The sequence below is a fragment of the Psychrobacter sp. JCM 18901 genome (genome assembly GCF_000586435.1).
Classification (GTDB): Bacteria; Pseudomonadota; Gammaproteobacteria; order Pseudomonadales; family Moraxellaceae; genus Psychrobacter.
The window spans coordinates 1-16,598 of sequence record NZ_BAWH01000030.1 but is presented as its reverse complement, the minus strand read 5'-3'; the positions used below and the strand labels follow the sequence as shown (position 1 = coordinate 16,598).

Sequence of the window (16,598 nt, the reverse complement as noted above, 5' to 3'; positions counted from 1 at the left end):
AATCTATTAGCAATAAAAAGGGTGCATTATGTATAACGCACCCTCTTTATTATTTTTTTATTCTAATAAATAACTTAATTGTTCTATTGAACAAAGCTTGTATAGCAGCTCTGTAGAGATTTGGCGACGACTTGTGCGACTAACTGAGTACGGTACTGAGAGTCAATCGCGGCATTGCCCAGCTCAACAATCGTCACTTGCTGTGGCGCTTGCTCACTCACACAGCCACAAACATTGGTTTTAACAGATTCTTGTTGTGCTTCTGTCATGGCGACGCTTGCAACACGCCATGCGTTTTGTTTTTCAATTTGGCTACGGCATTGGTTGTCGATCGCAGCTCTAAAAACATTCATGCCGATCTCGTTTGCGGTACCGATTGCTGTACCTGTACCGTTGTTTGTAGTACCTGTTGAGGTACATCCCGCCAAGGCAAAAGTCGCTAGCATCATCGTTGAAGCCAAGATTTTTTTCATAAGTTAGTCCTTTAAGGTGTCTGTCATAAATAAAGCTGTATATTATCAGTAAAACCTAGTAATGACATCATTAACCACAAGCGCATGTTATTTTAGAGCTCTATGACCTAGATATATAAACCACAAAAAAGCCAGCTAAGTAATCACTTAACTGGCTTGATATAGACTAAGCTATTCGGCTTATTTATACGTTTTTGCCGTGTTCTTTCTGCTGAATACCTTTTGCCAATTTATAGCATTCGTTGATATGGTCATTAGCAATTTTCTTAAAAATCGTATAGCCCATCGTTGCAGCAACCAATTGACCGCCAAGTGGGATAAACTTGGTCACTTGTTTGGCAGCGATACGACCACCAAAGCCCTGAATGGTTTTTTTGACGATACCACGTGTTGCCATTAGCCCAGCGAAATCTACGGTACGGTCTTTTACTGCGCTCCAATGCACTTCGCGTGATTCCAAGTTAATGGCTGATTGACGGTCTTCAATGAGACCGAAACGCTCACTAATTTCTGGAATCAACTGTGTCAACATCCCTGCATCAACTGCCACATCAAAAAAATGGTACTGGCACAACCGCTACACCAGCAGAAACTCTAGCGCGTCTTTTTACCATTCCCTGACATTCTTTTTTTAACCTTCTCAAGGTCTAGGTTAGGGTCGATCGTATTTGGAAGTTTTTCAGCAAGTGGCGTGGTTTTCATAAAGTGTCCTTATAAATAATTAAAATATAAATGATAAAAAGTTCAATAAACAACAAATTCTTCAGTTGCTTACTATTTTATGGATTTATGCGTGGCTTACAATCATTGCTTTGTAGCAAAATGAATGAAATTACTCATACTGTGCACCTTTTTTTTGTAAGTGATTAAACGAAGGCAGTTTACATGAGCTATAAAAATGGCAGTATCAATTATTGCTAATTTACAGGCATTGTTCATCAGGTTGCACAATGCCTAATGATATACAGAGGTAGTATAAATTGTCATTGTGAGCCTCTGCTAAAGCCAGTAGAATACGCTCATGCTAAATTTAACCCCCCGTTATACCAGCACTCGCATCGACGAGTTGCCCGCCGCGCTGCAACCATTTGCCGCTCAATCATTCACGCTTGCCCGTCTGTATGCAGGGCGAGGTATCACTGCGCCTGATGAGCTGGAGACTAGCCTGTCAGGTCTATTGCCTGCTGAGGCCCTGCACGGTGTCACTGAAGCCGTGCGCTTATTAGATGTGGCCATTGATGAGCGTCAGCGCATCTTGATCGTTGGTGACTTTGACTGTGACGGTGCCACCAGTACAGCCTTAATGATGCGTGCGCTCACAAAGATGGGTGCGGTCGTTGATTTCCTAGTACCAGATCGTTTTAAGTACGGTTATGGCCTGACGCCAGAGATTGTCGAGTTAGGCATTGAGACTTTTCAGCCAGATATGATAGTGACGGTTGATAATGGCATCTCAAGTCATGAAGGGGTAGCGCGAGCCCAAGCTGATGGTATCACGGTGATTATCACTGACCATCATCTCACGACCAAAGAGACGCCGCCTGCGGAAGCGGTGGTCAATCCCAATCAGCTAGGTTGTGACTTTGCTAGTAAGGCATTGGTCGGAGTTGGAGTCGCGTTTTATGTGCTCGGACGATTAGCAAAGCTACGCCGCGAAGCTGGCAAGTCTACGGTACAGGTGAGCCAATATTTAGATTTGGTCGCACTTGGGACGATTGCAGACGTTGGGGTACTGGATAAAAACAACCGTATCTTGGTACATCATGGATTATCAGCTATTCGTCAAGACCGCTGCTGTATGGGGATATTGGCATTGCTTGAGCAAGCGGGCCGTGATCCCAAGCAGCTTCATGCACAGGATTTCGGTTTTGTATTAGGCCCACGTATCAATGCTGCTGGGCGTATGGATAATATGCGAATTGGTATCGAGTGCTTATTGACTGAAGACTGGAGTACTGCACAACGTTTGGCACAAGAGCTTGAGCAGCTGAATCGTACGCGTCGTCGTGTAGAGGCGAGATGCGTACGCAAGCCGATAGTATCGTACAAGCATTGGCTAATAAAGATGATAGCGACGAGAGTGTGAGTGGCGATATCAAGGATAATGATAATACTAGTAACGATGACACAATTACTCAAGCGCTTGTTACTCAGAATGTGGCTACTCAAGCTGTCTCTACTGCTAAAGCCAGCAATGCAGGCGCGCGTAGTATTATCCTGTATCAAGATGACTGGCATCAAGGAGTCATTGGCATTGTCGCTGGTCGCTTAAAAGAAAGCCATTATTTACCCAGTATCGTATTTGCACCAGCAGATACTGAACAAACCGATGAAGATAGTGCCATTAAAGGCTCTGCACGTTCTATCGCTGGCGTACATATCCGTGATGCGATTGAACAAGTTGCTGAGCGTTATCCAGACTTAATCAGTCATTTCGGCGGGCATGCGATGGCAGCAGGCCTGACCCTCAAGCGCCGTAACTTTGAGGCATTTGTCACCGCTTTTAATGAAGTGATGGCTCAGATGGATGATGAGGTATTTGCAGAGCAAAAATTCACCGATGGACCTTTGCAAGCGAGTGACTTTAGCTTATGGTTTGCTGAGCATTTAGCCGATGCCAGTATCTGGGTCATGGGTTTGCGCCACCGATATTTGACGGTGTGTTTGAGGTATTAAGCTTCAAGATTTTAAAAGACAAACATCTTAAATTATCGCTGCGCTATCCAGACGTTCAATATCCGATAGAGGCCGTTTGCTTTAACTTCGATAATGAGGCGTGGGATTACCGTGCTAAGCAAGTCCATTTGTTGTTTCAGCTAGACATCAATGAATGGAATGGCAAGCAAAGCTTACAGCTGATGGTTAAAGATTTGGCTGTGGTAGAGCACGGCTAAAGTAGCAATGTCAAACTGATAATACTAGACGCGCTCAAAGATGGGCGCGTTGGTATTTTTGAAATGAAGACACGCCCTAGTATCAGTATTTCCACTCTAGTGTAGGGAACTGCCAATCGTAACGAATGGCCAGCATACGCAAAGTAAAAATCGTACTCATCGTAGAGATGTCAGCTACCCAATCTGTCACGCCTAAATTCTTTAGAGCAAAGTACAGAACCCCACCTGTCAACGCTGCGGTGATATAAATCTCTTGCTGTAGTACCAATGGAATCTCATTGCAAATCATATCGCGAATGATGCCACCAACCACGATGGTAATCACACCTAACAATAGTGCTACAGGCACATTGGCACCCATACTATCAGCGACTTTGATACCGATCAGCGTAAATGCTGACAAGCCAATGGTGTCAGATAGTTTGAGGAATTTATCCACTCGTCTGGAGTTTGGATGAAAAAAATATCTGCATCGCTAGGGATGAAATCGTAATAAGGGTCAGATAGCTCATATCTACCATCCAAAATAACGGATGGCGATCCAGAATGACATCACGTACCGTGCCGCCGCCGATAGCAGTGACAATAGACACGAGCAGACAGCCGAAGACATCGAAGTTTTTGTGCTTGGCAAGTATCGTCCCTGAGACGCTACAGGCGATGATGCCAATCATATCAAAGAAATATATCAAAGAGCGCGGGTCAAAAGTAGTGATCAGTACGGTAGGGTCCAATACGATAGCCAACATGGGCAGTTCTCACTATTTTCAATTATTGTCAGTCAAACAAAGGCTATCTACGCAGAGTCTTGCTCAATTAATCAGTTTACGAGTCGAATAGAAGGTAGATGCCAGTCGAATCTGAGCGCGAGCATACGAACTGCAAAGATAACAAACAGCATAATAAATTCGTTGAGACTGGCGCCCACTCCGAAATACTGTAAGCATAAATAGGTCACAGACCCTGCGATACTGGCAGTAATATAAATCTCACGCTGTAGCACTAGCGGAATCTCATTACAGATGATATCACGTAGCAAACCACCGATAATGGCAGTCCAGACACCCATCATAATAGCAATAAGGGGAGACATGTCTAGGGTTAAGGCCACCTTAAAGCCAATGACACTGAAGGCAGCTAGCCCAATGGCATCAAAGAGTTTCAATGCATTATCAATCTTATGATAAAGGTGAAAGAATATTTGTAAGATAAGGGAGGTCACCGTGATAACGATCACGTAATTAAGATCAGTCATCCAAAATAGAGGATGACGGTCGAGAGCCATATCACGCAATGTTCCACCGCCGATGGCATTGACCATCGCTACCAGAATACAACCAGCGATATCGAAGCCTTTATGCTGCGCAAGCAAAGTCCCTGCAATCGCGCAGGCAACAATGCCAACCATGTCCAATAAATATAATAGAATATCAGGAAAAATCAAAGCATTACCCATGGTTATATTGCCAAATCGAGATCATCAAAGTGATAGGTGTTTTTTAGGTGGCTATTCAATGTATAAATTTGACGAAATAGGCGTAGTGTTATTTAGCCATCTTTTGCAAATAATATCAGCCTACAATAATCAGCCTATACCGAACAGTCCCATCGCCGAAGGTATGGCGTTATCTAATAATAATATACCCCCAATCAAAGCAAAGATAACTTCACTGGCTTGGGTTGAGTCAACGCCTGCAACCTCGCTTGAAGTAACAGCTTGCTCGCGCGCATACAGAAATATAGTGGTCGCTGCCACGCCTGCCAATAGAGCAACCAGCAACGTATTGATTATTTGTGAGGGGTGGGGCTGGTCAGGGCGCACTATAATGCCCAAAAACAGCCAAAATGGCAAACACCCAAGAGTCATTAGCCACACCTTGTTAAAAGCATTTTGCAGTAGCGTGGTTTCGATAAAAGGAATACGAGCAATTAGATTTTGTAGGGATGAGGTTGCCGCAGTGTTGTTACTTTGAAGTACGCTATCGAGGTCGGTAGCATCATATGTCGTAGCTGGCAAATCATAAGCTTCGGATATGAGCGGTTCACTTTGATCGTTAATATCAATACCAATGCTGGCTTTTTGAGCGTTCAACTCTGCGGCCTTCTGTAGTTCAGTATTGCGCTTGCGGGCATTGTGAGAAGCCTGCCAAACCAGCTGGTTACCAATTGGGTAGCTAAAAGCGGCGATAAGAGCAGGTAGCGCACCGTAGAGCAACATGTCAGACATGGGGACGGTGTCGGTTATAGAGGCAGCATGCAGACCTTCACTGATATTGACGAGCGCCACACCGATAAAAACAATGACAGCATATACGATGAATTTTTTGTCAAAACGTTGACCAAATGCCAATAGCACAAGCAAACTGGCGACGACGGTAAACATAAAGGTAGCCGCTACTACCCATCCCGCAACATGATCTGCGGCATAGCAAATACCAGTATAAAACAGTCCAAACCCGATACTACCAGTAATGCCCCAGAAGCCCCAATGCTGAAGAAAAATATTCATTAGCGCTTTAATACGACCAAAACCATGTTGCATCGCAATAATGGCAGTAATAATCAACAGCATAAAGACATAGCGTAGACTCGCTGACCAAAACCAATGTCCGCCTGCGCTACTCATAAGCTCATTTAAGATAAATGTCGAGCTAAAAAAACGCACCTGCTAGCAAGCCCAGTAAAATGAGTTTGATCATACCGCTACCTTATCCATGGCACTCAACGTGTTCACACTTTTTGTTTGTTACTTGCTGATAATTACTTGCTGATAGTTACTTGCCTTTGGCATCTGCCCAAATGATCTTGTGCAATTGTAGCTGAAAGCGAACTGGCAAGGCATCAGCCAACATCCATTCTGCTAGCTCGCGCGCCAGTACAGGTACTTCAGGGCTAAGCTGTTCATCGACATCATCTGCGACATTAAACATTGGAGAGAACCACACCGTACCGACCAATTCGTTTAGCTTATACTCGGTCAATTTAGCTTTTGCCCAGTCGTAATCTGTACGATTCATAATGACAAACTTGATTTGATCGTGCTGAGTGAGATGGTCGAGGTTTGACCATAGATTTTTATCGACCTCACCTGAGCTTGGCGTTTTGAGATCCATTACCTTACTGACTGCTGCTGGCACGTTTTCTACCGTGAGCGCGCCTGCGGTCTCAAGGGATATCTCATACCCATCGCTCAGCAAACGTTTCATCAATTCAATGGCATTTGGCTGTGCTAATGGTTCACCGCCCGTCAGACAGATGCGCTTGCACGGATAACCTTTGATGGTTTCTATGATGGTTTCTAATGATTGACGTTCGCCGCCAGTAAAAGCATATTCAGTATCACAATAGACGCAGCGCAGCGGACAGCCCGTTAGACGCACAAATATCGTCGGCAAGCCTGAGGTGATTGCCTCACCTTGTAAGGAATAAAAAATCTCAGTCAGACGTAACCCTGCTTCGGGGTCAGTGACAGGGATAGCGGCGGTGCGTAATGATGATTCACTCATAATATTTCAAATACAGTTAAAGGTCGATAAGGCGATGAAGCGCTTATCAATCGTAATAAAAAGGCAGGGGATGGTACGAATGATTTTGTGTTTGTATAAAGCCAAACTAAAAGAGGATTATAACGTAACGCGTTATATTAAGCTGCAAAAAAGATGCTGGAGTCATCCCCCAGCATCTTCATATAAAACAATATTATTCAATAAACAACGGTACTTGCCAAATATTTAGGCTAAGCGTAATAGCTCGTTTACTGATGTTTTTGCACGAGTTTGCGCGTCAACTTTTTTTTCACGATGATAGCAGCGTACAGGCTGTGCGTGCCATCTTCTGACGGTAAGCTACCTGGTACGACAACAGAACCTGCCGGTACACGCCACGATGAATCTCGCCAGTTTCACGATCATAGATGCGCGTCGATTGACCAATGTAGACACCCATAGAGATGACAGCGCCTTCTTCAACGATAACGCCTTCAACGATTTCAGAGCGTGCACCGATGAAGCAGTTGTCTTCAATGATAGTAGGGTTTGCTTGCAATGGCTCTAATACACCGCCGATGCCAACGCCGCCTGATAAATGCACGTTTTTACCGATTTGAGCACATGAACCAACAGTCGCCCATGTATCAACATTGCGCCTTGATCGACATATGCACCGATGTTGACGTATGACGGCATCAATACTGCGCCTGCTGCGATGAAAGAACCTCTACGTGCGACAGCTGGTGGTACAACGCGTACGCCTGCTTCTTTAAACTGTGCTTCAGTCCAGTTAGCAAATTTAGTCGGTACTTTGTCATAGAACTGTACGTGTTCGCCAGCAGCTTGGACGTAGTTGTCGTTTAGACGGAAAGACAATAGTACGGCTTTTTTTTGGCCCACTGATTGACAACCCATTCGCCATCTTTCTTTTCTGCTACGCGCAGGCTACCGTTATCTAGTTGCTCAAGTACTTGGTTGATAGCATCGCGCACGTCTTGTGGCATATTGGCTGGGCTGTATTCGTTGCGATTTTCAAATGCTTGTTCGATGGTTTGTTGTAATGACATAAAGGTTCCTAAAATGAATGAAAGGGAGGGTGATCTTAATGTTATGGTTAAAGACTTATATGACCCAGCCTAAAGAAAATTCAAGGTATGGCTTGGTCCAAAAACTTGCTTGCCGTATTGTCGCTAATTTGACCACTTTTAGCAAACGCGTTAAGGGTCTTATTATGACAATATTGAATGAGTTGTTTTCAGATATTCTCTCAAAACAACTCATTTATCATGATTTAATCGTCTATCGTGTTGGTCTCTATCCACTCTAAAATATCTTGATAAACGGTCTGCTTATCCTTTTCGTGCAGCACTTCATGACGCATATTAGGATACAGCTGAATATCGACATGACTGAAATGACGCTTGTCCAAACGTGTGACAACCCTACGTATACCGCGACCCATTTCACCAATCGGATCATCTTCACCGCTAATAAACAGCATCGGGAAGTTTTTGGCGATAGTGGTAGCCCAATTTTTATTTAATCCAGTATCCATGAGCGTAAACAATGTCATAAAGCCATTATTGGTAAAGTCAAAACCAGTCTTAGGATCGGCTTCATAGGCTTCAATGTTTGCAGTATTTTCACTGAGCCACGCAAACTGTGAGGACGAATTGCGATCAGATAGTTGGCTGTTCAGGACTTTATTCATTACCTTGGCAAATATTGTATTCGGTTGTCTTGGTGCCACTTTGGCCATTAGTTTATTGATGGGTAATAAAACCTTGGCCAATGGGTTGGCGTTTGCAGAACCCATGAGGATTGCGCCTGTGAAATTATGCGCATGATGCTTGAGTACATTGCGCACGATAAACGACCCCATCGAGTGACCCATGACAAAATGCGGGACGTCTGGATGACGGTCTTTTAGGCTATCTGCCATCACAATCACGTCTTTCAAAAGCGACTGTACCGGATGCTCTTCACCAAAAAAACCCAAGATCGGCCTCAGTCTTGATAGTCTGTCCATGACCCAAATGGTCATAAGTCGCCACAGCGATACCATTGTCTGCCAAAAACTGTGCAAAATCGCTATAGCGACCGCTGTGCTCTGCCATGCCATGCACAATCAGTAAAGTCGCGCTAATCTCGACGTCTTTGCGACTTGGTTCAAAAAAAGTCATGATGCAAGTAGTGAATATTGTCAGAAGACAGAATGTGATCGTTACTGGTATCGATGTTGGTACTCATGTAAGGTTCCTTGATGACTTATAATTTTCGTTAATGGTTTTGATGGTTATATTCAGATGATAGGCCACGCAGAGTTACCTGTCACGCGGCTCTTATAATGTTCTATTGTACTGGGCGTTGGTAAATAATTTCACCTTATTTTATTGTTTTTATCGCTATTTTTAAAATAAGAGCAAGCCCTAGCGCAGTAAGTACTTTTGACGCTATATAAGCCATTTACGCTCTTACTGTTCGCCTGCAACAGATTTGTCTTATTTATATGATACTTTTAAATGAGTTTTTAAAGTCATTTATATCAATCAACATTCCATCAAACACTAACAGCAACCAATCGCCTTGATAAAATCATCTATGACAAAATTTTTACCGAAAAAAACACTACTATTGGCAGGGGCAGGTCATGCTCACATTGGCATGTTGCGCCGACTTAGCGCAGCGCGTTTAAAGGAAGCCGATACAATAGATGCAGACATTCACTTAATTAGTGAGCAACCGCAAACGATCTATTCTGGCATGTTACCGGGTTGGATGGCAGGGCATTATCAGCTGCATGACATCAGTATCGATATCAAATCGCTTTGTGTGCGAGCAGGCGTGCGCTTTATTCAGCAGTCACTTGTGCAAGTAAATGCAGCGTCAAATAAAGTGGTTACGACTGGCGATGCACAAACGGATTTTGACTACGATGTCTTGTCTCTAAATACGGGCGCAGATACAGACATGCGTTGGCTATACAATCACAATGATCACAGAAGCGACAGTGACGATAGAGATGTTGATGTTGGCGCTGTTAATGCCCATGCTAATACTGACGTGATTGCCATACGACCGTTATCAACATTTATCACCCAATGGCAGCGGATTTTGAAGGATGCCCAGTCATCTGAAAAGTACCAATTGGCTATTATTGGGGCAGGCGCTGCGGCCATAGAGTTGGTCATGGCCGCTCAAGTTGCACTACGGAACATCAATCGTAATCATCAGGTGATATTGATATGCGGTGAGAACCTTTTGTCAGGGTTTAATTCGGGCTTTCGACAGCGGGTTATCAAGCAGCTAGATCGACATGGCATTACGATAATTCGAGAGCGAGCGACCGATTATCGTGATGGAGAATTATTGACCACGCATAAATCATTGCCCATCAATGCGGTCATCGCTGCGACTGGCGTCATAGGGTCGGCATGGACGGCTTCTACGGATTTGAAAACCGAAGGCGATGGGTTTGTCGCGGTAAACAATAAGCAGCAAAGTGTCTCTCATTCCAATGTCTTTGCCGTTGGCGATGCGGCGACACGAGTCGATAAGTACGTGGCGCACTCAGGGGTTCACTCCGTACATGGCGGTGCTGTCGAAGCTGATAATTTAATGGCCTATCTGAAAGATAGCGTAATGAAGAGCTATCAGCCAAAGTCACGCACGTTATACCTGCTATCGTGCGGCGATAAATATGCCATTGGTAGTTGGGGCAATATAAATCTACAAGGTCGCTGGTATGGCATCTCAAAAAAATATATCGATAAACGCTTCATAGAGGCGGATAAGGGTTAATGCTCATTTGGAATAAACCATAAAATCCATCTGATTAGTCATCAATGCGTATTCATAATCAGGTATGATTGATTAGATAAACCGTAAAGTAAGCAATCAGGTTTTACGTTGTAAATATTAAAAATAAACAGTAAAAGCAATGCGCTACCTTTGTTTTCTAATCTTTAATTTTACGTTGCTATCCTTTTTTTAGTTGTACTGCTAACAGGATTTTAGACCACCATGAAATCAACAATTGAGTTACTTGAGCATACGGATTTTCCAGCGATAAAACGTCGTCAATTGACCATATTGCAAGTGAATATGGGCTATTTATGCAATATGTCCTGCGTACATTGTCATGTGGCTGCCAGCCTTATCGTACCGAGATGATGTCGCGTGAATTGGTCGAGTTGATACCAGAAGTATTGCAAGCACAAAATATCGATACGCTTGATTTGACAGGCGGTGCGCCTGAGATGCATGAGGATTTTAAGTATTTGGTCAAGGCCGCTCGGGCATTAGGTGTCAAAGTGATAGACCGCTGTAACCTGACCATTCTTATGGAAGAGGGTTATGAGGATATGGCACAGTTTTTAGCAGACAACCAAGTGGAAGTGGTGGCTTCTTTGCCTTGCTATTCCCTAGAAAACGTAGACAAACAGCGCGGTAAAGGCGCATTTGACGACAGTATATTGGGATTGCAGAAGCTCAATCAGTTGGGCTATGGCAAGCCTGATTCAAATTTAACATTAAACTTGGTCTACAACCCACAAGGTGCGACGCTGCCGCCCAATCAACAGCAGCTTGAAGCAGATTACAAGCGTGAGCTAAAAGCACACTTTGATATTGAGTTTAATCATTTATTTGCCCTAACAAACATGCCGATTCAGCGGTTTGGTGCGGTGCTATTGGCAAAAAAACAGTTCCACCCGTATATGGATTTGCTCAAAGCTAATTATATGGCTGCTAATTTGGCCGAGGTTATGTGCCGTTCGACCATTAGTGTCAATTGGTTGGGTGAGCTGTTTGATTGTGATTTCAATCAGCAGTTAGAGATTCCTGTCCCAAACAAGTCACGGCGACACCTAAGTGATTTGTTAACGCAAAACCCGTCTGGTGATGACATCGCCATTGCTGACCACTGCTATGGCTGTACAGCAGGACAGGGCAGTAGTTGTGGCGGCGCGTTAGAAGAAGAGGCAGTAGAACCAGCGTTAGTAGACACGCCTTAGTCGTTCTAATATAAGTGCTTTTAATATAAGTACTAAGGCATAGATAAAAAAACATAGATAAAAAACAATCAGTGTAAACGGAGTAAGCCTTATGTCGGTATTTAATTTTTCAGCGAAAACGTTTTTCGCACAACCAGTGATTGCCACGACTATTTTATTAGCAAGCGTGGCCGCTCATGCTGACTTTAATCATCAGAGTTGGGATGGTTTATTAAATAAGCATGTGACCATGACCAACGGTGGTAAAGCTTCAGTGGTCAATTATGCTGGCATGAAAGCAGATAAGAGCAAGCTGACAAGCTATCTAGAGGCGACGAGCAAAGTGTCTCAATCAGAATTCAATCGTTGGAGTAAAAACGAGCAGTTGGCATTTTTAATCAACGTTTATAACGCTGGTACGGTTGATTTGGTATTGACGAAATATCCAAACGTCAAATCTATCAAAGATATCGGCGGACTGTTTGGGTCACCATGGAAGCAAGAGTTTGTTTCGGTACTCGGTAAGACGCGCTCACTTGATGATATCGAGCACAATCTCATTCGTGGCTCTAAACGCTACAATGATCCGCGCATTCACTTTGCAGTCAATTGTGCCAGTATCGGTTGCCCTGCATTGCAAGATGATGCCTTTACCGGCAAGCGATTAGACAATCAATTAGAGCAAGCAACGTCCAAGTTTTTAGCAGACAGTAGCCGCAACAGTCTCAAAGGCGATACGCTCAAAGTGTCACCAATTTTTAAATGGTATAAAGAAGACTTTGCAACCAACTGGCGCGGCACAAAAGATTTGGCAGGGTTTTTAGGTCGTTATAGCTCGTCATTAGGATTGAGCAAAGCTCAGACAGCAGATCTCAAACAAGGCAAGGTAAAAATAAGCTATACCGATTACAACTGGAATTTGAATAAAAAATAAGCCAGCTTTTAATCTTACTCGCTGATTAATGTGACGGTATACCCATTGAACCTATCAATTATTGTTCCATTATTAAATGAAGCGGACAACTTGCCTGAGCTTATGGCTCATATTGTCCGTCTCGATCCAGCACCGCAACAAGTGATATTGGTCGATGGTGGTTCAGTGGATGGTTCGGTTGCTATCGCCAAGAGTGTGCTCAAAAATGCAGAGATTACTCAATCAATCATTGATTGGTATATTATCGAATCTACCGTAGGACGTGCTCAGCAGATGAATGCGGGCGCTATGTTAGCAACAGGTGATGTGTTGCTATTTTTACACGCTGATACCGAGCTGCTACTGACGCGATAGACAACGTTCAACAAGCAATAGCTCAGTACGATTGGGGCCGTTTTGATGTCCGTTTAGACAGCCGTGAGCCATTGTTAAAAATCGTCGGATTAATGATAAACCAGCGCTCGCAATTAATGGGTATAGCCACTGGTGATCAAGCAATATTTATCAAAAAGTCCGTGTTTGAGCAGATTGGTGGCTATCCTGATCAGCCATTGATGGAAGATGTTGAGCTCTGTAAGCGGCTCAAGCGAATTGCTCGACCAGCTTGTCTAAAGAGTAAAGTCACGACTTCAGCGCGGCGTTGGCAGCAGCATGGCACGTGGCGGACGATTTTTTTGATGTGGCATTTGCGCTTTGATTATTGGCGAGGCGTATCGCCTAATGTTTTAAAGCAACGCTACTATAAGCAGTGAGATTGTTTAGTTCATAAACATGGTAGGTAAGAAGGAAAACAAACTCGTACTGATGCATTTGACTAATTAAGAGACCGTTATAGTGACAGCTGATTCATCTGCAAGACAGCAAGATACCTGCATCATTCTGTTTGCAAAATATCCAGCGCCTAATAAGGCGAAAACCCGTTTGCAGCCAGCGCTAGGGGTAGATGGCGCTGCACGTATGGCAAGGCAACTCTTACTGCATAGTATTGAGCAGGCCGTTGATACGGGCTTTGCCGTTGAGTTATGTGTGAGTCCAGCACCAACAGATCCATGTTGGCAGGCGCTTGATTTGCCTGACTCGTTGCGCTGGTCTGCGCAGGCCGATGGTGATTTGGGTTTACGTATGCTGATAGCCAGTCAGCGCGCATTGCAACATTTTGATAAGGTTGTGTTAATTGGTACGGACTGTCCCAGTCTTACGACAGAACGTATTCAGACAGCGGTACAGCAGCTAAACCAGCACGATGCGGTTATGATTCCAGCGACTGATGGTGGTTATGTGCTGTTAGGGTTTAGACAAGTTGATGACAGCCTGTTTTCGGACATTGTTTGGAGTACGGTTAGTGTAGCCGCTGTCACCAAGCAGCGCATGGCGGCATTAGGTTGGACACTTGCATTATTTGACCCTTTACATGATATTGATGAGCCTAAAGATCTAAAGCATTTACCATCAGGCTGGCTAGATTCTTACATCAATATTAATAGCAAAGTGGATAACTACTGATAACCGATAATTGACAACTGAGTTAACAAGCTCACTAACGTAGTTGCATATTCTAAGATGATTTACTAAGACTTTTAACTGGATGGCACATTCAATAAGGATATTGTTATGCATGACGTTGTGCAAAATTACTATGGCAAAGAGTTACAGAGTACCGATGATTTAAAGACTTCAGCGTGTTGTGATATCAGCAATATGCCTGAGTGGCTCAAGCCATTACTCGCAAATATTCACGATGAAGTATTGAATCGCTATTATGGCTGTGGTCTGGTATGTCCAGCACTGCTTGAAGGCTGCCGAATTTTAGACTTGGGTAGTGGCTCAGGCCGAGATGTCTATGCACTAGCACAACTGGTTGGTGAGAGTGGGCACGTAGTCGGTGTTGATATGACCGATGAGCAGCTAGCCGTTGCCAAACAGCATCAAGCCTATCATGTCGATAAGTTTGGCTATGATAATGTGACATTTTTGCATGGCTATATCGAGAAACTAGATGAGTTAGATCTGGCGGCTGATAGCTTCGATATTATCGTCTCCAATTGCGTTATCAATCTATCACCAGATAAAGCCGCGGTCATGGCCAGTGTACAGCGTTTGCTGAAACCTGGTGGGGAGTTTTATTTTTCTGACGTCTATGCCGATCGCCGTATCCCGCAACACTTAATCGATGATCCCGTTTTATATGGAGAGTGTTTGAGCGGTGCATTGTATTGGAAGGATTTTAACCGTTTGTCACGAGATGCAGGATTCTTAGACATACGTTTGGTTGAAGATCGCCCACTTGAGATTACAGATCCTGCTTTGGCGGCTAAAATCGGTGATATTCAGTTTTTCTCTGCAACTTACCGCTTATTTAAAATCGACTCGCTTGAGGATGCTTGCGAAGATCACGGACAAGCGGTGATATATAAAGGCTCTATCGAGCAGTCCCCGCATCGGTTTGATTTAGATAAACATCATGCTATCGAAGCTGGTCGGGTATTCCCAGTATGTGGCAATACGTTTCGAATGCTGCAAGAATCGCGCTTTGCGCCGCATTTTGAGTTTATCGGTGATGACAGTCGCCACTACGGTATTTTTGCAGGTTGCGGTGAATTAATGCCATTTAATCATCCTATGATGCTGGCATCTGGTGCAGGTGGTTGTTGCTAACATTAAAGTGGTGTATTTAGCATAAATTTAAATATACATGCTTAATTATAAAAAAAGGCCATTATTTTAGATAATGGCCTTTTTTGATTCAATGGGAAACAGCACGATTAAAATTAGACCGATTAGCAGTAGTCAGTTTAAGATGGAAAATAAGTATCAAGATTACGTTAGCAAGGCGGCCAGTCTGATCTTGGTATGTTCGTCCATCGCATCTATAGGTGTGACTAATGCTTGTGCAAGGGCATTGTGAGCGATTGACTCAGGTAGTTCGGCAGCAATCAAAGCAACAGCTTCCCGTATCACTTTTTGAGCATTGTCCGCATTTTTCATTAGGTTCTTTATCGCATAGTCGGCACTGACGGCTTCTTCCGTTGGATGCCAACAGTCGAAGTCTGTCACCAGAGCTAACGTGGCATAAGCAATACTGGCTTCACGTGCCAATTTGGCTTCTGGCATATTGGTCATGCCAATAACATCTGCCTGCATCTGACGATACCATTCTGACTCTGCCCGAGTTGAGAATTGAGGCCCTTCGATACAGACATAAGTTGCCTTAAAATGACTGCTACCTTCTGTAATATCCGCTTTGTCATAAGCGCGCGTCAAGAGTTCTGCTAGGGCAGGGCATAGTGGGTCTGCCATCGACACATGGGCGACGGCACCTTCACCGAAGAACGTACTCACTCGCTGCTTGGTCATATCAATCATTTGATCAGGCACGACCATATCTAATGGCTTAAGATGCGCTTGCAATGAGCCAACTGCTGATACAGAGACGATATAACGTACCCCAAGCGTTTTTAGCGCATAGATATTGGCACGATAGGGCACTTCGGACGGGGTTAGCCTGTGGCCCTGACCATGCCGTGTTAGAAATGCGACTGTCACCCCCTCAAGCTCACCTAAGACAATATCATCAGATGGACTGCCATAAGGCGTCTGTATTGTCACACTGCGTTTGTTGGTCAGTGATGACATTTGGTAGAGACCGCTACCACCGATGATAGCAATATCAGCAGATAACGTTGCCAGTACTTCCGTGTGAGGTATTGTCATAAGGACTATCCGAGTAGATTAATAAAAGAGAGACACAGACTAGTGCCATGTAACATCCTGAACCAAAAATAGCTCAGATAAAATATAGCAGAACTTTTGTCCTT

At 44.0% G+C, this 16,598-nt stretch carries 11 protein-coding genes and 6 pseudogenes; 8 read left to right on the top strand and 9 right to left on the bottom strand.

The window, feature by feature from the left end; genetic code table 11:
- Nucleotides 1–83: 83 nt before the first annotated feature.
- Together TT11_RS15920 and TT11_RS15915 are read right to left on the bottom strand one after the other, a co-directional pair.
- Nucleotides 84–473 (bottom strand): hypothetical protein, encoded by a 390-nt coding sequence (locus tag TT11_RS15920; RefSeq protein ID WP_101206414.1) that lies wholly within the window; start codon nucleotides 471–473, stop codon nucleotides 84–86.
- 184 nt (nucleotides 474–657) lie between these two features.
- Nucleotides 658–1,175 (bottom strand): annotated as a pseudogene (locus tag TT11_RS15915) (hypothetical protein).
- Nucleotides 1,176–1,494: 319 nt separating this feature from the next.
- Here TT11_RS15915 and recJ point away from each other — a divergent pair.
- Nucleotides 1,495–3,367, top strand: a pseudogene (gene recJ, locus TT11_RS15910) (single-stranded-DNA-specific exonuclease RecJ).
- A gap of 82 nt (nucleotides 3,368–3,449) precedes the next feature.
- Here the strand turns inward: recJ and TT11_RS17545 are convergent.
- From TT11_RS17545 to TT11_RS15875, 6 genes and pseudogenes are all read right to left on the bottom strand, one after another.
- A pseudogene (locus TT11_RS17545) lies at nucleotides 3,450–4,116 on the bottom strand (trimeric intracellular cation channel family protein).
- 71 nt (nucleotides 4,117–4,187) lie between these two features.
- Nucleotides 4,188–4,823 (bottom strand): trimeric intracellular cation channel family protein, encoded by a 636-nt coding sequence (locus TT11_RS15895; RefSeq protein ID WP_057760886.1) that lies wholly within the window; start codon nucleotides 4,821–4,823, stop codon nucleotides 4,188–4,190.
- 92 nt (nucleotides 4,824–4,915) lie between these two features.
- Nucleotides 4,916–6,066 (bottom strand): annotated as a pseudogene (locus TT11_RS15890) (multidrug resistance efflux transporter family protein).
- Between the two features lie 75 nt (nucleotides 6,067–6,141).
- Nucleotides 6,142–6,873, bottom strand: coding sequence for a 7-carboxy-7-deazaguanine synthase QueE (queE, locus tag TT11_RS15885; protein WP_238050753.1), 732 nt, complete (start codon nucleotides 6,871–6,873; stop codon nucleotides 6,142–6,144).
- A gap of 225 nt (nucleotides 6,874–7,098) precedes the next feature.
- Nucleotides 7,099–7,922: pseudogene (gene dapD / locus TT11_RS15880) on the bottom strand (2,3,4,5-tetrahydropyridine-2,6-dicarboxylate N-succinyltransferase).
- A 224-nt stretch (nucleotides 7,923–8,146) separates the two neighbouring features.
- A pseudogene (locus tag TT11_RS15875) lies at nucleotides 8,147–9,105 on the bottom strand (alpha/beta fold hydrolase).
- Nucleotides 9,106–9,456: 351 nt separating this feature from the next.
- On the opposite strand from TT11_RS15875, the gene TT11_RS15865 reads away from it, so the two are divergent.
- From TT11_RS15865 to TT11_RS15835, 7 genes are all read left to right on the top strand, one after another.
- On the top strand, nucleotides 9,457–10,656 hold the full coding sequence (locus TT11_RS15865; RefSeq protein ID WP_261871114.1) for an FAD-dependent oxidoreductase: 1,200 nt from the start codon (nucleotides 9,457–9,459) through the stop codon (nucleotides 10,654–10,656).
- 314 nt (nucleotides 10,657–10,970) lie between these two features.
- Complete coding sequence (gene arsS / locus TT11_RS15860; protein ID WP_261871113.1) at nucleotides 10,971–11,870, top strand: arsenosugar biosynthesis radical SAM (seleno)protein ArsS; 900 nt, start codon at nucleotides 10,971–10,973, stop codon at nucleotides 11,868–11,870.
- A gap of 91 nt (nucleotides 11,871–11,961) precedes the next feature.
- Nucleotides 11,962–12,783, top strand: a complete 822-nt coding sequence (locus TT11_RS15855) for a DUF547 domain-containing protein (RefSeq protein ID WP_261871112.1) — start codon at nucleotides 11,962–11,964, stop codon at nucleotides 12,781–12,783.
- 45 nt (nucleotides 12,784–12,828) lie between these two features.
- Nucleotides 12,829–13,137, top strand: coding sequence for a glycosyltransferase (locus TT11_RS15850; protein ID WP_261871111.1), 309 nt, complete (start codon nucleotides 12,829–12,831; stop codon nucleotides 13,135–13,137).
- Nucleotides 13,138–13,229: 92 nt separating this feature from the next.
- A complete protein-coding gene (locus tag TT11_RS15845) occupies nucleotides 13,230–13,535 on the top strand; it encodes a hypothetical protein (protein ID WP_261871110.1) in 306 nt (101 codons plus the stop codon).
- A gap of 82 nt (nucleotides 13,536–13,617) precedes the next feature.
- Complete coding sequence (locus tag TT11_RS15840; RefSeq protein ID WP_261871109.1) at nucleotides 13,618–14,286, top strand: TIGR04282 family arsenosugar biosynthesis glycosyltransferase; 669 nt, start codon at nucleotides 13,618–13,620, stop codon at nucleotides 14,284–14,286.
- A 108-nt stretch (nucleotides 14,287–14,394) separates the two neighbouring features.
- Nucleotides 14,395–15,438 (top strand): methyltransferase domain-containing protein, encoded by a 1,044-nt coding sequence (locus TT11_RS15835; RefSeq protein WP_261871108.1) that lies wholly within the window; start codon nucleotides 14,395–14,397, stop codon nucleotides 15,436–15,438.
- 162 nt (nucleotides 15,439–15,600) lie between these two features.
- On the opposite strand, the gene mtnP is transcribed toward TT11_RS15835, so the two are convergent.
- Nucleotides 15,601–16,494 carry an S-methyl-5'-thioadenosine phosphorylase gene (gene mtnP / locus TT11_RS15830; RefSeq protein WP_261871107.1) on the bottom strand — a complete coding sequence of 298 codons (894 nt, stop codon included), beginning with the start codon at nucleotides 16,492–16,494 and terminating at the stop codon, nucleotides 15,601–15,603.
- Nucleotides 16,495–16,598: the final 104 nt, after the last annotated feature.